The sequence below is a fragment of the Photorhabdus aegyptia genome (genome assembly GCF_000612035.1).
Lineage (GTDB): Bacteria > Pseudomonadota > Gammaproteobacteria > Enterobacterales > Enterobacteriaceae > Photorhabdus > Photorhabdus akhurstii.
The window spans coordinates 25353-46105 of sequence record NZ_JFGV01000001.1; the positions used below are offsets into that span (position 1 = coordinate 25353).

The following is a 20753-nucleotide window of genomic DNA, read 5'->3' on the forward strand; positions in this document are numbered from 1 at the left end:
GTTGAGGGGTTGTTAACCCTTTATGTTACTGGGATCACATGCAACTGTAAGATTAATCAGAAGTTAGCTTGAAAAGGTTATTTAATTGTAACGAAATAGTGCGGAAATATGAATTTGTACTGAATCATTTTATATTTTTTAGGTGAAAGGAAAAAAATAAAAAAATTTGCTTTAAAAATTTCCACCGTAGTCATTTTATTTAGGAATTAAATTAATTGTGAGCCACTTTTGGCAGCTCACAATTAAAATCAATAATTAGAAATTATATTTAATGGAGTAGACAATCGCATCCTGCCAGAAGTCTTCACCTAATTTATGATCGGCATATCGATATTGAATGCCGGTTGTGAAGGATTGGTGAGGTGTCCACCATAACGCGATTGCACCATTGGTACCGTTCCGACCACCGTTGCCGTAGCGTTCATTCCGGTTAAGTTCTATTTCATTCCAGTTAGTTATGCTGAATTTTTCTTCCCAGAGCTGAAAATCGTAACCCGCAACCCAGCCAACAACATAGCCGTTATTACCGGAGTAGAAAGTTTGGTCAACATAGTGCAGCGCAACAAACGGTTTGAACCAGACACCGGCGAAATCAGTGTTGTAGCCAATACCATAAAGGGTATTTACCTCATGAAAGTTCCCGCCGTGCGCTGTACCTGGGAGAGAGTAAGTACCGTAAACATGACCATAGAGATTGAAACCAGTATCAGCCAGATAAAAGCGACCGGTTGTTTTAAAAGTGTATCTTTGGTTATCCCCTGGTTCAGCATGCTGACTGTTGAAAGCATTTTCCAGATCAAAGAACCCGTATAATTCACCCCAGTCAAAGCCGGCTCCGCCTTCCAGTTCCAAATAGGCAAAGTCGTCTTTATGAGAGGTTTGCCCTGACTTGTGTGTGGTATGGCTAGTCCAGTCGAGGTAGTTCATGCTGATATTAGCAAAGCCCCCTTGATATTCAGCATAAGCGGGAACTGAGACGGTGGTGAGTAAAGCAGTAGCCAGAATGGTTGTTCTCATAAATTTCTCTAACGCATCCATGAAAAGAGGTTTTGGGTTTTAAAGCTATATTAAATAACCCTTAAAATGGTAGTCTGATTCTACGCAGATATGAATATTGAACAATCAAATAATCACTCGAAAATAGCACTTTTGGCAAATGACTATTTGAAGTGTGATCGCTATCACTTAAATATTTAAGAAAGAGGGCATGAATATCAAAGGCTGACAGTGATCAACCTTTGATAAATTAACTAAATATTTTTACCTTTTTAAATCAATTTGCACCTTACTTAATGCAAGATAATCTAGAAAGCTACCGAGAATGATGCTTGTGATACCAATTTGTACTCCCCATGATAGTAATGTTTCGGCCAGATCAGGTATATGAGTCCAGTTAAGAGCATTGGTGATGATGATAAGTAACCAAAATGTGAGCAAGATGCTTGCTAATGATAGTAAGCCAAGCGCTAGACGATAGAAATTTTTGAACTCAGTACGTGGCATAAAATCATTAGTTCGCTGGGTATAAACCAGAGTCTGGCGGCAGACAAATAACAGTAATAAGCCTGGAACAGAGGCCGCTATAGAGAATAGATAGAAGTTTGGCCAGCCATGTAATTCAACGAACCAACCCGCAATTGGGCCGACATAGACTCGTCCAACAGCAGATAAGGCAGATAATAAAGCAAATTGTGTTGCAGAGAACGATTTATGACATAACGCCATAATTAGGGCAACAAATGCAGCGGTTCCCATTCCGCCACAGATATTTTCCAGAAAAACGGCGCTACCCATAGTGTAGATATTTTTGTCAGTAATAGATAACAGCCAGTATCCGATATTGGAAATCGCTTGAAGGATGCCAAAGATCATGAGTGAGCGGAATAAACTCCATCGTTGCATTAAATAACCACCATATAATGCACCAATGATAGTTGCTATTAATCCTAGCGTTTTGTTGATCATTCCGACTTCACCAGCATCAAAGCCAATACCACGGATCAGAAATGGGGTACTTAGGCTGGCGGCAAAGGCATCTCCCATTTTGTACATGACAATTAACAGTAGTATCAGCCATGCATTATTGCGATTAAAAAAATCGGCTAATGGTTCTATTGCGGCTTGCTGGAGTGTTTTTGGTGGCGGAGCGTCAATGTCAGGTTCTTTAGCTTTTAACGTCGCATAGATGCCAATTAACATCAATCCAGCCATCAACCAGTAGGTGTGTTGCCAGCCAAGATAGCGGTCTGCGATCCATAGTGCTAACCCGCCTGAAACCAACATGGCTAACCGATAACCAAGTACTGAAACGGCAGCGCCTACACCCCGCTCTTCGCTACTCAATAAATCGGCTTTATAAGCATCAAAGACGATATCCTGTGATGCGGAGCAGAAAGCAACAGTTACCGCTAGTATGGCCAGCCACCATAAATGTTGAGATGGTTGGAGAAAACCCATTGCAGCGATACTGGCTATGAGTAATAACTGTGTAACAAGTAGCCAACCACGGCGCCGTCCAAGAAAAGGGAGGGTAAATCGGTCCATAAAAGGGGACCAAAGAAATTTGAAAACATATGCTTGGCCGACAAGAGAAAAGAAGCCAATTGTTTTAAGATCAATGTCTTCGACAGTCATCCATGCTTGCAGGGTGCTGGCAGTCAATGCGAGCGGTAAACCAGAAACAAAGCCGAGTAAAAGCAGGATTCGTGAGTTATGTTGGGTAAAAACGGTGAGATAACGATAAGACATGTGCCTCCCAAAACCCTGCCCTTGGCGGGCAGAGTAAATAATTAGTCCTTTAATAAACAATTAATCCTTTAATTAGCGAGCATTTTGTTTGATGAAATTGCTGACGGAGGGATCTTGAGCCATATCGGCTATGACTTCTGATAAGACAGTATTGACCGCATCAGCAATTTTTTCGTTAGTTGCGCCTAAAGGGCCTTGTACATTGTAACTAGTGCGGTAATTCTTAACTTGTTTACTGCCGTTTTGCGCTGTACTAATGATGGAAATATCGGCTTTTGTTGAAATATTATGGCGCAGGCTACCTTCTTTAACGTCTGCATATAGATTGTTCACAATAATTTGCAGATTGGCATTGGCTGGAGAGCCAATCATATAACCACGGGCGGTCATCTGTTTTTCCAGGATTTCCTGGAGTAGAAAGCGCAGATCACGGGAGGGTTTCAGTATTTCCAGCTTTGCATTGCGGTTAACTTGAGCAAGTGTCTGAGACTGACGATTGTCGGCACCGCTGATACTGATGGTAATCGCGCTCATTGTTGGATCTGCTGTTGGCAATGTAATTTTAGGTTCAATGGTCAAGGTATTGCTGGGAGCAGCACAACCAGCAAGAAGAAAAAGCGCAATAAGTGGGAATAAGATTCTTTTCAACATGTTAATTTTCTCATCGGTGATAAGGATATCCAGTAATACTTATCAATAGCATAAATTGCGTCAATAATAGCACCGCCTTTTGATCATGGCATATCCCTGATGGGGTAAACGCATATAAAAACCTTATGATGTGGGATTCGATTAAAAGATATTTTAATGCGTTGGGGCTATAACTCATGGAGAATAGACTAAAATTATTAGTATGGTTGGCAGTACGACTGCTGTGTGGTTAAGGAGAATGATATGGTGTATCAGGATATAGAAGAGAAATTACAGGCTGCATTTAATCCCTCATATCTTGAGGTCATTGATGAAAGTTATCGTCACAATGTACCCGTAGGTTCTGAAAGCCATTTTAAGGTCGTAATCATCAGTAATAAATTTGCTGGTGAACGTATGCTAAACCGCCATCGTTCTGTTTACAGCGTATTATCGGCAGAATTGTCCGCAGGTGTTCATGCTTTGGCGTTGCATACCTATACAGAAAAAGAGTGGAATGAATTACAGGATACTGTTTTAGCGTCACCGGCATGTCGCGGGGGTAATATTGTTGCCTGAAATCCGCTGATTGATACTTAGTTTTGGGCATTTTCTTACACAATAGAATAAATTTAGCAAACGGTCTTCGGGCCGTTTTTATGTTTTATATATGCATCCGTTTTGGATGTAAATTTAGCCGCTGAATAATCGTTATCCTGTGAAGTTGATGAATAGTTCGGCCTTTTTTCAGCAATTCTCGACTCACACCGTCTGCATCGCTATAATGTCGCGTCTAATTTTTAGAATGGTTTCGGGACGCTTCTGACATCAGGGATTCTCGGTTTTTAAATGCGACCGCCCCGGTTCTTAGAGAGTGTTGCGATTGGTACATACAAATATGTGCTGGTTGTATGGTCTCTGGAGTTGACCGAGCACTATGATTTTTTTGAGGTAAAAAGATGCAAGTTTCTGTTGAAACCACTCAAGGCCTTGGGCGTCGTGTGACAATCACCGTTCCTGCTGCCGATGTTGAGAAAGCAGTTAGTAGTGAGTTGGTCAATGTAGCAAAAAAAGTTCGTATCGATGGTTTCCGTAAAGGCAAAGTGCCTATGAACATTGTTAAACAACGTTACGGTGCTTCTGTCATTCAGGACGTTCTGAGTGATCTGATGCAACGTAACTTTATTAATGCAATCATCGAGCAAAAAATTAATCCAGCAGGTGCGCCAAGTTATGCACCAGAACAATTCAAAAATGGTGAAGATTTCACTTACTCTGTAGAGTTTGAAGTTTATCCAGAAGTTGAATTGAAAGATCTGGAAGCCATTGAAGTTGAAAAACCTGTTGTTGAAGTAAAAGACGAAGATGTTGATGCAATGCTGGAAACATTGCGTAAGCAGCAGGCTAATTGGAAAGAAACCGAAGAAGTTGTTGGCGCAGAAGATCGTGTCACTGTTGACTTCAATGGCTCTGTTGATGGTGAAGAGTTTGAAGGTGGTAAAGCATCTGATTTTGTGCTGGCTATGGGGCAAGGCCGCATGATTCCAGGTTTTGAAGAGGGCATTGTTGGTCACAAAGCTGGGGAAGAATTTACCATTGATGTTAATTTCCCAGAAGATTATCACGCTGAAAATCTGAAAGGTAAAGCGGCTAAGTTTGCTATCACATTGAAAAAAGTGGAACAGCGTGAACTGCCAGAGTTGAATGAAGAATTCATCAAACGTTTCGGTATTGCTGATAGCACCGTTGATGGCCTGCGTGCAGAAGTACGTAAAAATATGGAACGTGAACTGAAAAATGCAGTCCGTAACCGTATTAAATCTCAGGTTATCGAAGGTTTGGTTAAGGCTAACGAAATCGACGTTCCAGCCGCTGTTGTTGATAGCGAAATTGATGTTCTGCGCCGTCAGTCGGCTCAGCGTTTTGGCGGCAATGAAAAACAAGCTCTGGAACTGCCTCGTGAACTGTTTGAAGAACAAGCTAAACGTCGCGTTGTTGTTGGTCTGCTATTAGGTGAAGTTATCAGCAGCAATGAACTGAAAGCTGATGAAGAGCGTGTTAAAACATTAATTGAGGAAATGGCTTCTGCCTATGAAGATCCTCAAGAAGTGATCGAATTCTATGGTAAAAACCAAGAATTGATGAACAATGTTCGTAATATTGCTTTGGAAGAACAAGCTGTTGAAGTTCTTCTGGGTAAAGCAAAAGTTTCTGAAAAAGAAACCACTTTCAATGAGTTAATGAATCAGAATCAAATGGCATAAGTTTTAGTTTTGTCATGAGATAATGAATTTGCTGTCTTATTAAAATGAACCCGCAGATTTATCTGCGGGTTTTTTTATAAGTAAGAGGCAAGATTTTTCTTGAAAAAAGTGGGTTTAACCCCAGATCCTTTTTAATATTATGTATATGATTACAAAATTTTTCAGGGGTAATTCCCCCTTGATTGGTTAACTTTGAATCATGGTCATCATCGCTTATCTCAAGTAGAATTGGTTATGAATGGCACCAACATGAATTCTATTAGGAGACGAAAATGTCATATAGCGACAAGCGGGATCAATATGCGCCTCACATGGCTTTGGTGCCGATGGTAGTTGAACAGACTGCGCGTGGGGAACGTTCGTACGATATCTATTCGCGCTTATTAAAAGAACGTATTATTTTTCTGACCGGTCAGGTTGAAGATCATATGGCAAACCTGGTTGTAGCTCAGATGCTGTTTCTTGAGGCGGAGAATCCAGAAAAAGATATTTTTTTATATATCAATTCGCCAGGTGGTGTGATTACGGCGGGAATGTCTATCTATGATACGATGCAGTTTATTAAACCGGACGTCAGTACTATTTGTATGGGGCAGGCATGTTCAATGGGAGCATTCTTGTTGACTGCTGGTGCAAAGGGAAAACGTATCTGTTTGCCAAATTCCCGGGTTATGATCCATCAGCCATTAGGCGGTTTCCAGGGACAAGCTACAGATATTGAAATTCACGCTCAGGAAATACTGAAAGTAAAATCGCGTATGAATGAGTTAATGGCAAAACATACGGGAAGACCTATTGAGGAGATCGCGAAAGATACAGAACGTGATCGTTTCTTGTCGGCAGATGAAGCCGTAGAGTATGGATTGGTTGATAAGATTTTCACCCATCGCGATTAATTTATTATTCCCGGAAGCTATAATATAAACATTCGGCTTACCGCTTGGTAAGGCTATGACATTCGGGGTAATAGCAGAAGTTTCCTGCTTTGCCAGATGAATCTGGGGGAGCAGTTGATAAAGTGAGGTTGTGACTGATGACAGATAAGCGCAAAGACGGTTCAGGAAAGCTGCTGTATTGCTCTTTCTGCGGGAAAAGCCAACATGAAGTGCGAAAATTGATTGCTGGCCCGTCAGTATATATTTGCGATGAGTGTGTGGATTTATGTAACGACATTATTCGCGAAGAAATTAAAGAGCTTGTACCACATCGTGAGCGTAGTGCATTACCAACGCCTCATGAAATCCGTCAGCATTTGGATGATTATGTTATCGGCCAGGAAACGGCGAAAAAAGTGTTGGCGGTTGCTGTTTATAACCATTACAAACGGTTACGTAATGGCGATATCAGTAACGGTGTTGAATTAGGTAAAAGTAATATTCTGCTTATTGGGCCGACAGGGAGTGGTAAAACGCTATTGGCTGAAACATTGGCTCGTTATCTTGACGTTCCTTTTACCATGGCCGATGCGACTACGCTGACTGAAGCGGGATATGTGGGAGAAGACGTAGAAAACATTATTCAGAAATTACTGCAAAAATGTGACTACGATGTACAAAAAGCTCAACGCGGTATTGTTTACATTGATGAAATTGACAAAATTTCACGTAAATCTGATAACCCGTCAATTACTCGGGATGTTTCAGGTGAAGGTGTACAGCAAGCGTTGCTGAAACTGATTGAAGGTACAATTGCGGCAGTTCCTCCTCAGGGGGGGCGTAAACATCCACAACAGGAGTTTTTACAGGTAGATACCTCCAAAATCCTATTTATTTGTGGTGGTGCGTTTGCAGGTCTGGATAAAGTCATTGGCCAGCGTTTAAATACCAGTACGGGTATTGGATTTGGTGCGAAAGTCAAAGGTGAGTCAGAAAAAGCGACTGAAGGCGAATTGCTTGCACAGGCTGAGCCGGAAGATCTCATTAAGTTTGGGCTTATCCCTGAATTTATTGGGCGGTTACCTGTTGTTGCCACGCTCAGTGAATTGAGTGAGGAAGCGTTGATTCAGATTTTGAAAGAGCCTAAAAATGCGTTGACCAAGCAGTATCAAGCACTGTTTAACCTTGAAGGCGTTGATTTGGAATTCAGAAGTGAAGCCTTGACTGCTATTGCTAAGAGAGCAATGGTTCGTAAAACGGGGGCCCGCGGCCTACGCTCTATTGTTGAAGGCGCATTGTTGGACACTATGTATGATCTACCATCAATGGAAAACGTTGGAAAAGTTGTTGTAGATGAATCTGTTATCAATGGTCAATCTGCGCCTTTGCTGATTTACAGCAAACCGGATGCCCAGGTTTCTGGTGAATAATTGAGTCTAGGGCAGAGAATTCACTAAACGAGATATTATTGAATAAAATGAGGGGATTACCCTCATTTTGTTTTTATTAAAGTGCCATGCCATTGAATGTCAAATTCCTGTCCCCATATATTTTATATTCTATGGAGTGAAACTCGTGAGAACCGTGTTTCACGAGATTCCTAAAAACTGGCGAAAGCTAAACGAAGAGAGAGCTCTATGAATCTTGAGCGTTCCGAACGCATAGAAATCCCTGTATTGCCTCTGCGCGATGTGGTGGTTTACCCGCATATGGTGATCCCATTGTTTGTAGGGCGTGAGAAGTCTATTCACTGCCTGGAAGCAGCAATGGATCATGACAAACAGATCATGTTGGTTGCGCAAAAAGAAGCTTCAACTGATGAGCCAGGGGTTAATGACCTTTTCTCCGTTGGTACCGTAGCTTCTATTTTACAGATGTTAAAACTGCCTGACGGCACGGTAAAAGTGCTTGTCGAAGGGTTGAAACGTGCCCGCATTACGACTCTGGCTGATAATGGCGAACATTTTTCTGCTCATGCTGAGTATCTTGACTCGCCGCTCGTTGATGAGCGTGAGCAAGAAGTTATGATCAGGACTGCTATTAATCAGTTTGAAGGCTACATTAAATTAAATAAGAAAATTCCGCCAGAGGTTCTGACCTCGTTACACAGTGTCGAAGATGCCGCTAAATTAGCTGATACAATTGCTGCGCATATGCCATTGAAGCTTAGTGATAAACAGACTGTTTTGGAAATGTCTGATGTCGTTGAGCGTCTTGAATATCTGATGGCAATGATGGAGTCAGAAATTGATTTGTTACAGGTAGAAAAACGCATTCGTAACCGCGTGAAGAAACAAATGGAAAAAAGCCAGCGCGAGTACTACCTGAATGAACAGATGAAAGCGATTCAGAAAGAATTGGGTGAAATGGATGATGCGCCTGATGAGTATGAAACCCTAAAGCGTAAAATTGAAGCAGCAAAAATGCCCAAAGAGGCTCGTGAAAAAGCCGAAGCTGAATTGCAAAAACTGAAGATGATGTCTCCTATGTCGGCGGAAGCGACGGTTGTCCGTAGTTACATCGATTGGATGGTGCAGGTTCCGTGGGTTGCTCGAAGTAAAGTCAAAAAAGATTTGGTTAAAGCTCAGGAAACTTTGGATACCGACCATTATGGTTTGGAGCGTGTGAAAGAGCGTATCCTTGAGTACCTGGCAGTACAAAGCCGAATTAGTAAAATTAAAGGGCCGATTTTATGTTTGGTTGGGCCTCCTGGGGTGGGTAAAACCTCTTTAGGTCAGTCCATTGCGCGAGCGACCGGGCGGAAATATGTGCGTATGGCACTGGGTGGGGTTCGTGATGAGGCTGAAATCCGTGGTCATCGCCGAACCTATATTGGCTCTATGCCGGGCAAATTGATCCAAAAAATGTCCAAAGTTGGAGTGAAGAACCCTCTGTTTCTGCTGGATGAGATTGATAAGATGTCATCCGATATGCGTGGTGATCCAGCTTCTGCCTTGCTGGAAGTTTTGGACCCGGAACAGAACGTGGCATTTAACGACCATTATCTGGAGGTCGATTATGATCTGTCAGATGTCATGTTTGTTGCAACATCCAACTCTATGAATATTCCGGCACCATTGTTGGATCGTATGGAGATTATTCGTCTTTCCGGTTATACCGAAGATGAAAAATTGAATATTGCCAAACGTCATTTGCTGCCTAAGCAGATTGAACGTAATGCCCTGAAAAAAAGCGAATTAACTGTTGATGACAGTGCTATTATTGGGATTATCCGTTATTACACTCGTGAAGCAGGAGTGCGTAGTTTAGAGCGAGAAATTTCTAAGCTGTGCCGTAAGACGGTAAAAGCATTGTTAATGGATAAAAATTTAAAACATATTGAAATCAATTCAGATAACTTAAAAGAGTATCTGGGTGTCCAACGTGTGGATTATGGCCGTGCAGATACGGAAAACCGTATTGGTCAGGTCACAGGACTTGCATGGACTGAAGTTGGTGGTGATTTACTAACCATTGAAACCGCGTGTGTTCCAGGGAAAGGTAAACTAACCTATACTGGCTCACTCGGTGAGGTTATGCAGGAATCCATTCAAGCAGCATTAACCGTTGTTCGTGCTCGTGCTGATAAGTTGGGTATCAACGCTGATTTTTATGAGAAACGGGATATTCACGTCCACGTTCCGGAAGGTGCGACGCCGAAAGATGGCCCAAGTGCGGGTATCGCTATGTGTACAGCATTGGTCTCCTGTCTGACCGGTAATCCAGTTCGAGCTGATGTTGCTATGACCGGTGAAATCACATTGCGTGGTTTAGTTCTGCCAATCGGTGGCTTGAAAGAGAAGCTACTGGCTGCTCATCGAGGCGGAATTAAAACAGTCTTAATTCCGGAAGAGAATAAACGTGATTTGGAAGAAATTCCCCAAAATATTATTGCAGATCTACAGATCCATCCAGTAAAACGTATTGAAGATGTTTTGGCTATTACATTGCAGGATCCTGTGTTTGGCGCAGAATTAGTGTCAGTTCAATAGTGCAAAAATAGTGAACTATCTTAATAATTATGGATGAAATATAGGCTGGTAAGCGAATTCAGGCTTGCCAGCCTTTTTATATTGCTAACTTGGATGAACTGTCTAATAAATATTTTGTTGTCTTATGATTTCTTGCCAATATCGGAAAGGATTGATATAACGGCACTGCTATCGGGTTATCCGTTAGGATTCTGATGCGATAGTAAAAACTATATGGGGATGATAAGAGTGAATAAATCACAACTGATCGACAAGATTGCTGCTGACTCTAATATTTCTAAAGCAGCCGCAGGGCGTGTAGTAGATGCATTTATTTCTTCTGTAACGGGTGCATTGAAGGATGGCGATGATGTTGCTCTGGTGGGATTCGGTACTTTTGCTGTTCGTGAACGTTCTGCACGTACAGGCCGTAACCCTCAAACAGGAAAAGAGCTCAAAATTGCTGCGGCTAAAGTACCTGCTTTCCGTCCAGGTAAAGGTTTGAAAGACTCTGTTAATGAGTGACATAAACCGAATATTGCTTATCAGTCCTTGTTATATTGGCAAACATAGACTGACGAGACAGATTTGGTAAGCTAAAATAGAAGCGCATCAATTGATTGGTGCGCTTTTTTTCTCTTAACGCTTGAATTAGCGTAATATGGCGTTTTCAATTTCACCAAAGCGGAGTTTTGCCTCTTTATGATGGACAACCTACGCACGGCGGCAAACAGTCCTGTGCTTAAAATCGTGCTGGCTCTCATTATCCTGTCTTTTGTTTTGACGGGGGTTGGGGGCTATCTGACAAGTGGAGCTGGTAGTTATGCTGCCGAAGTGAATGGCCAGACTATCAATCGTGCTCAATTGGAGCGGGCGTTTCAGCAAGAGAGAAACGCATTGCAAGAGCAATTGGGAGATAAATTCTCAGTGTTGGCAAGTGACGAACAAAGCATGAAGCAGATTCGTAATCAGGCTTTGGAGCGTCTAATTAATAGTGTACTGATTGAGCAGTATTCCCGTGAATTGGGTTTATCCGCCAGCGATGAGCAAGTTAAGGATTCTATCCGAAATACTTCTTACTTTCAGACAAACGGTAAATTTGATAACAACAAGTATCTGGAGTTGCTCGACCGTTCCAAGATGAGTCCAGATCTTTTTGCTGAGCAAACACGCCAGAATTTAGTTAATCAACAATTAATTATGGCTTTTTCTGGTAGTGAAATAGCATTGCCTAGTGAGGTGAAACCTAATGCTGAATTGCTTCTGCAACAGAGAGCTGTGCGTATGGCTACACTGGAGCTGAAGAAAATTCAGGCGCAGCAGGAAGTAACAGATAAAGATTTGCAAGATTACTATAATCTAAATAAGAACAGCTTTATTGCTCCAGAAGAAGTGAAAGTCAGTTATATCAAGATGGATGCTGTAGATGAAATGAATAAAGTTTCAGCTACATCCGCTGATGTTGATGCTTACTATGAGCATAATTTGAAACGTTATACTCAACCAGAGCAGAAAAAATATAGTCTGATTCAGCTTGCAACTGAAGCTGAAGCCAAGACTGTGTTTAATGAGCTAAATAAGGGTGCTGATTTTGGTAAATTAGCGACTGAAAAATCAACGGATAAGTTTTCAGCAAAAAATCGTGGTGAGATCGGTTGGATAGAAGAGGATGCTCTTCCTGAAGAGTTGAAGCAAGCTAATTTGAAAGATAAAGGTCAAATTTCTTCTGTAATTAAGGTTGCTGATGGTTTCGCTATTTTCCATTTAGATGATGTTAAGCCTCAAATAATTAAGCCTTTATCTGAAGTTCGCACTGAAATTGAGAAAACGGTTAAGCAGGAAAAAGCAGTAGATGCTTTCTATGCTCTGCAACAGAAGGTCAGTGATGCTGCTACCAGCGATAATGAATCTCTAGCTGCGGCTGAGGAAGTTGCAGGTATTAAGGTTGTGACGACTGATTGGTTTGATCGCAATAGTGTGCCGGCAGAGATTAATTTCGGCGCTGTCATTCATGCTATTTTTGAAGGTAATCTTGTTGATGGGCAGGGGCCGACAGGGACTAACTCTGATGTTATCTCCGTTGAAGGCGATCGTGCATTTGTTTTGCGTGTAGATAATTATAAGCCGGAAACAGTACAGCCTTTCGAGAAAGTTAAAGAGCAAGTTACTGAACTGGTTAAACGTCAGAAAGCTGAAAAACAACTTCAAGTCGAAAGTGAGAAATTACTGGCTGCTTTAAAAGAAGGTAAAGGTGAGCAAGCCTTGAAAGATGCAGGTATTCAATTTGGCGAACCTCAGGTTATTCAGCGTACATCTCAGGATAATGTGTTAGTTGGTGCAGTATTTGCGTTACCTCGGCCAAAAGAAGGTAAGGCAGAATATGGTTTGACGAAAAATAGTTTGGATGATGTTGTGCTGCTCCAACTGGATAAAGTTACTCCAGGTGTTGTATCCGAAGAACAAATTAAGAGCATGACTGATAGCTATCAGAGTGAAATGGGTAACGCTATGCTGGATTCTTTACTGGTTAGTTTGCGTGAAAAAGCCAAAATTAAGTTAGGTCATATCGAATAAAAATTTGCGGAGAGTATCGCAAATATCTTTGTAATTACCTTGTCAATAAAGGCCGCTTTCGCGGCCTTTCGCATATCTGATCTTCATCCATTGTGCTCAAATTTATCTGTGGCAATCTTTTTTCTGCTCATAAAACATGGAGGAATTGATATGAAAAAATCGGGAATTTTATCTATTTTGCTCGCTGGCTTGCTTTATGCGTGTGGAGGGCAATTTGCGATTGCCGCTGAGCAAGTAAAAGATAAAGTAGCTAAAGCAGCCAGTACTACCGGTCATTCTTCATCAGAAAAGCAATTACAGCAGCAGGATGCTTTGAAAGTAGAAGAAAAGGGAAAGGTGAATATTAATACTGCAAGTGCGGAAGAGTTAGCAAAAGCACTAAATGGTATTGGGGTAAAAAAAGCACAAGGAATTGTTGAATATCGAGAAAAACATGGTGCGTTTACTACGGTGGAACAGTTACAGGAGGTTCAGGGAATAGGGCCAGTTTTCATTGAGCGAAATAGAAGTAAGTTGAGTTACTAGTATATTATCTATCATCCTCATTCATGATTTTTTTATGAATGAGGATGTTGTGATCAAGGTTGCAAATAAATTACTTTAATTAGTGTGAATTTTTTGTTTTGCTATTGTGAAATCAACCTGGTCAGATGAGTGACTTTAACATAAAGGCAATATTATGAGTTCAATTATAAAAGTTCATGGTTATCATATAGATTTGTTTCAGCATGTGAACAATGCTCGCTATTTGGAATTTTTGGAAAGTGCTCGGTGGGAATGGTTGCATAAGCATTCTGTAGTGGAATGGATACAGAAAAACAATGTTGGATTTGCAGTGGTCAACATTAATATTAATTATCGCAGTTCAGCAGTTCTTGGCGATGAATTGGAGGTGGATTGCCGATTGACGGAGCTGAGAAACAGAAGTGGTGTATTTTCTCAGGAAATCATACGCAGAAGGAACAATCAACTCATCGCAGATGCTAAGACTACATTTGTTTGGATTGATAGAAAAACGCAAAGAGCATTATCTATTGAAGGTGAATTACGTGAAATAATGGGAGCTTTGGTGAAAACAGAGCAATGAGAGGGGACGGCTCTCATTGCCATTTGGATTAAACTAAATGTGTTTTTGCTTTCATTTCAGCCATTATTTTATCCGGAGCATTCAAATATTGTTCTAATCCGTTAGCTCTGAGATGACAAGCGGCACATGTACCACATCCATTACCTTGAATGCCGTTGTAGCAAGTTAATGTCTGACTACGAACAAAGTCTAAATGCTGGTAGTAGTCGGACAATGCCCAAGTTTCAGCTTTGTTGAGCCACATTAATGGCGTTTCAAAACGGATATCACGGGCAATGCCAAGGCTTACAGCTTTATTCAGCGCTTTGACGAATTCATCACGGCAATCAGGGTAACCGGAGAAATCAGTTTCACATACGCCAGTAATAACCGCTTCCGCTTCAACTTGGTAAGCATATATAGCAGCCAGTGTCAGGAACAAAATATTGCGGCCAGGGACAAATGTACTGGGTATGGCACTCTTTTCACTTTCACTATAGTCGGGAACAGGGATGTTATCACGAGTCAGACTGCTGAGGGCCAGTTCATTAAGTAATGTGACATCCAGTACTTTATGTGCAACAACACCAAGAGAATGGCTGACATTACGTGCAACATCAATTTCGGCACGATGGCGCTGACCATAATCAAAAGTGACACAATGTACTTCGTCATATTGATTAATTGCCTTGATCAGGCAGGTAGTGGAATCTTGTCCACCACTGAATACAACAACTGCTCGTCTCATTGTAACATCCTCATTGGAATAAAATGGTTATGTTACTTATAACTACGGAAATTGGATAGTTGTTTGAGATAAGGTGAAATATCGCCGATGTTATTTTTTACCCAATCTGGATTGTAATAGGTATCGAGATAACGTTCACCACTGTCGCACAATAAAGTTACTATCGCACCTTGTTCTCCACGCTCATGCATTTGGTTAGCAAGCAGGAGAGCTCCCCAGACATTGGTCCCCGTAGATGCGCCAACTTTTCTGCCTAACAATTTTTCCAGCCAGTAAATTGTTGCAATGCTGGCGCAATCGGGTATTTGTATCATGTCATCAATAACCGAAGGAATAAAAGAAGGCTCAGCCCGAGGGCGGCCAATACCCTCAATCTTACTGCTATAATTGCCATGAATATCACAGCAATTTTGACGGTAATAGTCATAGAATATAGAGTTTTCTGGATCGACAACAATTAGTTTCGTGTTATGCCCTTGGTAACGGATATAGCGTCCTAACGTTGCAGAAGTTCCCCCAGTACCAGCGCTCATAACGATATAATCTGGTTCAGGAAATGGTTCCATTTGCATCTGGCGAAAAATACTTTCAGCAATATTGTTGTTACCTCGCCAGTCTGTTGCTCTTTCGGCGTAAGTAAATTGATCCATATAATGTCCATTTAGTTCTTTCGCCAGTCGTTCTGACTCGTCATAAATTTGTGCTGAATGGTTAACAAAATGGCATTTACCACCATAAAATTCAATTTCCTGAATCTTACGTTTAGCGGTATATGAGGGCATAACAGCAATAAAAGGTAACCCAAGCAGGCGGGCAAAATAGGCTTCGGATACAGCGGTACTACCCGATGAGGATTCAATAACCGGGGTACCTTCCTTTATCCAGCCGTTACTAAGTGCGTAAAGGAATAAAGAACGAGCAAGCCTGTGTTTCAGACTACCGGTTGGGTGGGTGCTTTCATCTTTTAGATATAAATGGATACCTGGGAAAACCGGTAAATTAAGGCGGATAAGATGAGTGTCAGAACTGCGTTGATGGTCTGCTTGAATCTCTCTGATTGCCTTGGTGGTCCAACTATGTGACATTAATTATTAACTCTGTAATTTAAAAATAATTGGTGGCGGGTAGATTAACTTGATACAGGGAGAAAGAGATTGTTATTTTTCTTAATGTGTGGTTTCTTTATGGAAAAATTTTCTATGAGAGGTAGTTATGTTGGATAAAACAGACCGCAAATTGCTAAAGTTACTACAGAAAGATTGCAGTCTGTCTCTGAATGCATTGGCGGAAGCTGTTAATCTTACCTCTACTCCTTGTTGGAAGCGGCTAAAACGACTTGAAGATGAAGGTTATATTATCGGTAAGGTTGCTTTGCTTGATAGTGAAAAGTTAGGACTAGGGCTGACAGTAATTGTGATGATCAGAACTCAGCAGCATAATAGTGCTTGGTATGAGCAATTTGTCGCATTTATAAAACAAATGCCAGAAGTCTTGGCTTTTTATCGTATGGCTGGTGAGTGTGATTATCTGATGCATGTTGAAGTTGTAGATATGAAAAGTTATGATCTTTTCTACAAGCGTATGGTGAACGGTATCCCGGGGTTGATTGATGTTACATCCAACTTTGCAATGGAAAAAATTAAGTATACTACAGTATTGCCGATACCAGATTAGTCCATTATTATTCAGAGAATTAATTCAATTATTTTGAGTTTGGTTCAATGTTCTTATTATTTATTTAAATTTATATTTAAGTTTATATTTAAATATAAATTTATATTTCGGGATATACATTTGTGATATTATTTTCTCAATTAAGTTGGTACTTCCGTCGCGAATGGCGTCGCTACCTTGGAGCAGTAACCCTGCTTATTATCATTTCTGTTCTGCTACTGATTCCCCCATATTTGGTGGGTATCATTGTTGACGGCATTAGTACTCGATCTATGTCATCTTACCAATTGATGATATGGATTGGTGTTATGTTGGTCGTAGCGTTGTTTGTCTATATTCTACGATATATATGGCGATTATGGTTGTTTGGGGCGTCATATCAATTAGCGGTTAAATTACGGAATAATTTTTATCAGCAATTCAGTCGCCAAAATCCGGAATTTTATCTGCGTCACCGTACCGGCGATTTGATGGCTCGTGCTACTAATGATGTGGAACGGGTGGTGTTTGCCGCGGGGGAAGGTGTGTTAACGTTGGTTGATTCGCTAGTTATGGGCTGCGCGGTGTTGATTGTAATGAGTGTCCAAATTAGTTGGCAGTTAACGTTATTGGCTATGTTACCTATGCCTATTATGGCAATTATTATTAAACGATATGGTGATCAACTACATCATCGTTTTAAATCGGCACAAGGTGCATTTTCTGCTCTGAATAATCAAGCTCAAGAAAGTTTGACTAGTATTCGTATGATCAAGGCATTTGGTCTTGAAGATCTACAAGCAAATCAGTTTGAGCAAGTTGCAGTAGAGGCTAGCCGTAAGAATATGTATGTTGCCAGAGTAGATGCCCGGTTTGATCCGACAATTGTTATTGCAATCGGTATATCAGATTTGTTGGCTGTCGGGGGCGGTAGTTGGATGGTGTTGAATGGGGGATTAACACTGGGTGAACTTACTAGCTTCGTAATGTACCTTGGTTTGATGATTTGGCCAATGTTGGCGCTAGCATGGATGTTTAATATTGTTGAACGGGGAGGTGCTGCATATAGCCGTATCCGTAGTTTATTACAAGAACCTCCTGTCATTAAAAATGGTTTCCGTCATTTATCACCTGAGCGTAGTATCCTGAATGTGGATATTAAATCTTTTAATTATCCTCAAAGTAATAAAAGTGTTCTGAATCAAATTAATTTCAGGTTATCTCCTGGGCAGTTACTAGGGATCTGTGGTCTAACAGGTTCAGGTAAGAGTACCCTGCTTGCTCTGATGCAGAGACAGTTTGATGTAACTGAGGGAGAAATTCTTTTCCAGTCGATAAAAATTGCGGATATCCAGTTGGATGAATGGCGGGCTCGTTTTGCCGTTGTCAATCAAACACCTTTTCTGTTTTCAGATACCGTTGCCAGTAATATTGCTTTGGGACGTCCGGATGCTACACAGGAGCAAATTGAAGAAGTTGCTCGTTTTGCCTGTGTTCATGAAGATATTCTTCGTTTACCGGAAGGGTATCAAACGGAGGTGGGGGAGCGTGGTGTGATGCTTTCTGGTGGGCAGAAGCAGCGTATCTCTATTGCGAGAGCATTACTCTTAGATACAGAGATTTTGATTTTGGATGATGCCTTATCTGCGGTTGATGGGCAAACTGAATACAGTATTTTGCAAAACTTAAGGCAATGGAGACAACAACGTACTGTCATTATTAGTGCCCATCGTCTGTCGGCATTAACTGATGCTGATAATATTTTGGTGATGCAGCAAGGTTCGATTATACAGCAGGGACAGCATCAGCAGCTGGTGGAGCAACCAGGATGGTATCGTGATATGTATCATTATCAGCAGATTGAAGCAGCACTGGATAGTGAGGATGGAATCGTATGAAGGAGATAGAGATGACTAAGGTTCGTCAATTGTGGCCGTCTCTGAAACGTTTGCTGGTTTATGGGAAAGATTATCGTAAGCTGCTGGTGCTGGCGGTACTTATGTTGTGGATGGCTGCAATTGCGGAGGTAAGTGGTCCAGTTCTAATTTGTTATTTCATCGATAATATGGTTGCAACAGGTAATATGCCCATTGGATTGGTTATTGGCTTGGCTGTAGCCTTTATTGCTCTGCAACTGATCACCGCTGTATTACACTATTTCCAGGCTTTATTGTTCAATCAAATATCAGTTGATGTTGTTCGTCAACTTCGTACTGATGTGATGAATGCGGCATTGCGTCAGCCTTTGAGTGCTTTTGATAATCAACCAGTAGGGCAATTAATTTCTCGTGTAACGAATGATACAGAGGCTGTTCTAGATCTTTATGTCAATGTGGTCCCTACGATATTCCGTGGTATAGCATTAATTAGCGCTATGTTGATTGCCATGTTTGTACTGGAATGGCGTATGGCATTGATTGCAATTCTTATTTTTCCTATCGTATTAATTGTTATGGCGATATATCAGTATCTAAGTACACCAATTGTCCGACAGGTACGTAGTTATTTAGCTGACGTTAATGATAATTTTAACGAGATTATCAATGGAATGAGTGTCATCCAACAATTCCGGCAGCAGGCCCGTTTTGGTGAACGAATGCTGGCAACTAATCTTGCTCATTATCAAGCAAGAATGCAGGCACTACGGTTAGACGGGCTTTTATTACGACCATTACTGAATTTTGTGTCAGCTATGGTACTGTGTGGCCTTATCATGCTATTTGGTTTTAATGGAATCGGCGTAATTAGTGTTGGGGTGTTGTATGCCTTTATCGATTACTTGGCACGATTGAATGAACCACTCATTGAGTTGACCTCCCAGCAATCTATCTTGCAGCAGGCTGTGGTTGCTGGTGAGAGAATATTTGAATTAATGGATAGTCCTCAACAAGGCTATGGCATGGATAATCAGCCACTGTCTAGCGGTCGAATTGATATAGAAAATGTTAGCTTTTCTTATCGGGATGACAAAGTAGTTTTACAAGACATCAATTTACAGGTTCCGGCTCATGGTTTTGTTGCTTTGGTTGGTCATACCGGTAGTGGTAAAAGTACGTTGGCAAATTTACTGATGGGATATTATCCGTGGCAGAAAGGGGAAATTTACCTCGATGGTCGGCCTGTATCATCCCTGTCTCATTCGGTACTACGCAATGGTATAGCGATGGTTCAGCAGGAACCGGTCGTTCTTGCTGATTCTTTTTTTGATAATATTACGCTTGGCCGGAATATCTCAGAAGAGAAAGTTTGGCAGGTATTGGAAACCGTGCAATTAGCTGAGTTAGTACGTACATTACCTAATGGACTTCATACTATTTTGGGAGAGCAGGGTAATACGTTGTCGGCTGGTCAAAAACAGTTGCTTGCTATGGCGAGAGTGTTAGTGCAAACGCCACAAATTTTGATCCTTGATGAAGCGACTGCAAACATTGATTCTAGTACAGAACAGATGGTACAACAGGCTTTGAGGTTGATTCGTCAGCAAACAACGTTGATCGTGATTGCTCACCGCCTGTCTACTATTGTGGAAGCTGATACCATTCTGGTGCTACATCGTGGTGCAGTTGTTGAACAGGGATGCCATCAGCAATTATTGGCGAGGTGTGGACGTTATTATCAGATGTATCAATTGCAACAAGTCGGTGAGACACTAAATGAATGTGGCACAATCTCTGAAAAAGAGGTACTAATTTAATCAGGCTTGCACTGATTAGGTGCACTCTGGGAGAGTATATCCGCTACTCTCCCTCCTTCTTATTCTCCAGAATTTTTATTTTCTTTATTATTATTTGATTTTTATATTCTTTTAGTTTCTGGCACACCCTTTGCTATTTCCTTATTGCAAACATAATAGCCGGATGGAAAGGGGATATATGAAGCTCATTACGACAATTATAAAACCATTCAAATTAGAGGATATTCGGGAAGTTCTCTCTAATCTTGGTGTTCAGGGGTTGACCATAACAGAGGTAAAAGGATTTGGGCGTCAGAAAGGGCATGCGGAGCTTTACCGTGGAGCTGAATATAATGTCAACTTTTTACCTAAAATAAAGATAGATATTGCTGTAGCAGATGAATTAGTTGAGGAAGTAATTCATGCTATTCAGCAATCAGCTTTCACTGGAAAAGTTGGTGACGGTAAAATTTTTGTCGTTGAATTACAACAGGCTATTCGTATTAGAACAGGAGAGACTAATGATGCGGCACTGTAACTTACTGATAGAG

The 20753-nt window shown here is 41.2% G+C and carries 18 protein-coding genes; 13 read left to right on the forward strand and 5 right to left on the reverse strand.

Annotated features, from left to right (window positions below):
- Positions 1-255: 255 nt before the first annotated feature.
- The 3 genes from BA1DRAFT_RS00140 to BA1DRAFT_RS00150 form a co-directional block, all read right to left on the reverse strand.
- Positions 256-1017, reverse strand: coding sequence for a nucleoside-specific channel-forming Tsx family protein (locus BA1DRAFT_RS00140; RefSeq protein ID WP_036775106.1), 762 nt, complete (start codon positions 1015-1017; stop codon positions 256-258).
- 243 nt (positions 1018-1260) lie between these two features.
- The gene (ampG, locus tag BA1DRAFT_RS00145; RefSeq protein WP_036775108.1) at positions 1261-2748 is read right to left on the reverse strand and encodes a muropeptide MFS transporter AmpG; all 1488 of its coding nucleotides are present in this window, start codon (positions 2746-2748) and stop codon (positions 1261-1263) included.
- Between the two features lie 72 nt (positions 2749-2820).
- Positions 2821-3399 (reverse strand): lipoprotein, encoded by a 579-nt coding sequence (locus tag BA1DRAFT_RS00150; protein WP_036775110.1) that lies wholly within the window; start codon positions 3397-3399, stop codon positions 2821-2823.
- Between the two features lie 243 nt (positions 3400-3642).
- Here BA1DRAFT_RS00150 and bolA point away from each other — a divergent pair, with 243 nt between their 5' ends.
- From bolA to BA1DRAFT_RS00195, 9 genes are all read left to right on the forward strand, one after another.
- Positions 3643-3957 carry a transcriptional regulator BolA gene (bolA, locus tag BA1DRAFT_RS00155; protein WP_036775112.1) on the forward strand — a complete coding sequence of 105 codons (315 nt, stop codon included), beginning with the start codon at positions 3643-3645 and terminating at the stop codon, positions 3955-3957.
- A gap of 380 nt (positions 3958-4337) precedes the next feature.
- On the forward strand, positions 4338-5642 hold the full coding sequence (gene tig, locus BA1DRAFT_RS00160) for a trigger factor (protein WP_036775114.1): 1305 nt from the start codon (positions 4338-4340) through the stop codon (positions 5640-5642).
- A 272-nt stretch (positions 5643-5914) separates the two neighbouring features.
- Positions 5915-6538 (forward strand): ATP-dependent Clp endopeptidase proteolytic subunit ClpP, encoded by a 624-nt coding sequence (clpP, locus tag BA1DRAFT_RS00165; protein WP_036775116.1) that lies wholly within the window; start codon positions 5915-5917, stop codon positions 6536-6538.
- A 137-nt stretch (positions 6539-6675) separates the two neighbouring features.
- Entirely contained in the window at positions 6676-7947 is a 1272-nt protein-coding gene (gene clpX, locus BA1DRAFT_RS00170) for an ATP-dependent protease ATP-binding subunit ClpX (protein ID WP_036775117.1), read from the forward strand.
- 207 nt (positions 7948-8154) lie between these two features.
- A complete protein-coding gene (gene lon / locus BA1DRAFT_RS00175) occupies positions 8155-10509 on the forward strand; it encodes an endopeptidase La (protein WP_036775120.1) in 2355 nt (784 codons plus the stop codon).
- A gap of 228 nt (positions 10510-10737) precedes the next feature.
- Positions 10738-11013, forward strand: a complete 276-nt coding sequence (gene hupB / locus BA1DRAFT_RS00180) for a nucleoid-associated protein HU-beta (RefSeq protein ID WP_082303605.1) — start codon at positions 10738-10740, stop codon at positions 11011-11013.
- A gap of 177 nt (positions 11014-11190) precedes the next feature.
- Positions 11191-13062, forward strand: a complete 1872-nt coding sequence (gene ppiD, locus BA1DRAFT_RS00185; RefSeq protein ID WP_036775125.1) for a peptidylprolyl isomerase — start codon at positions 11191-11193, stop codon at positions 13060-13062.
- Between the two features lie 150 nt (positions 13063-13212).
- The gene (locus BA1DRAFT_RS00190; RefSeq protein ID WP_036775128.1) at positions 13213-13587 is read left to right on the forward strand and encodes a ComEA family DNA-binding protein; all 375 of its coding nucleotides are present in this window, start codon (positions 13213-13215) and stop codon (positions 13585-13587) included.
- Between the two features lie 154 nt (positions 13588-13741).
- A complete protein-coding gene (locus tag BA1DRAFT_RS00195) occupies positions 13742-14149 on the forward strand; it encodes an acyl-CoA thioesterase (protein WP_036775130.1) in 408 nt (135 codons plus the stop codon).
- Positions 14150-14177: 28 nt separating this feature from the next.
- Here BA1DRAFT_RS00195 and queC read toward each other — a convergent pair whose 3' ends face one another.
- Together queC and BA1DRAFT_RS00205 are read right to left on the reverse strand one after the other, a co-directional pair.
- Complete coding sequence (queC, locus tag BA1DRAFT_RS00200) at positions 14178-14876, reverse strand: 7-cyano-7-deazaguanine synthase QueC (protein ID WP_036775131.1); 699 nt, start codon at positions 14874-14876, stop codon at positions 14178-14180.
- A 32-nt stretch (positions 14877-14908) separates the two neighbouring features.
- Positions 14909-15961: a PLP-dependent cysteine synthase family protein gene (locus BA1DRAFT_RS00205; RefSeq protein WP_036775132.1), complete on the reverse strand. Its 1053-nt coding sequence runs from the start codon at positions 15959-15961 to the stop codon at positions 14909-14911.
- Positions 15962-16088: 127 nt separating this feature from the next.
- Between BA1DRAFT_RS00205 and BA1DRAFT_RS00210 the strand changes: the two genes are divergently transcribed.
- From BA1DRAFT_RS00210 to glnK, 4 genes are all read left to right on the forward strand, one after another.
- Positions 16089-16550: an Lrp/AsnC family transcriptional regulator gene (locus BA1DRAFT_RS00210; protein ID WP_036775135.1), complete on the forward strand. Its 462-nt coding sequence runs from the start codon at positions 16089-16091 to the stop codon at positions 16548-16550.
- Between the two features lie 122 nt (positions 16551-16672).
- Positions 16673-18427, forward strand: a complete 1755-nt coding sequence (locus BA1DRAFT_RS00215) for a SmdA family multidrug ABC transporter permease/ATP-binding protein (protein WP_036775137.1) — start codon at positions 16673-16675, stop codon at positions 18425-18427.
- A gap of 11 nt (positions 18428-18438) precedes the next feature.
- Positions 18439-20223, forward strand: coding sequence for a SmdB family multidrug efflux ABC transporter permease/ATP-binding protein (locus tag BA1DRAFT_RS00220; RefSeq protein ID WP_036775140.1), 1785 nt, complete (start codon positions 18439-18441; stop codon positions 20221-20223).
- Positions 20224-20401: 178 nt separating this feature from the next.
- Positions 20402-20740 (forward strand): P-II family nitrogen regulator, encoded by a 339-nt coding sequence (gene glnK, locus BA1DRAFT_RS00225; protein ID WP_036775141.1) that lies wholly within the window; start codon positions 20402-20404, stop codon positions 20738-20740.
- Positions 20741-20753 lie beyond the last annotated feature (13 nt).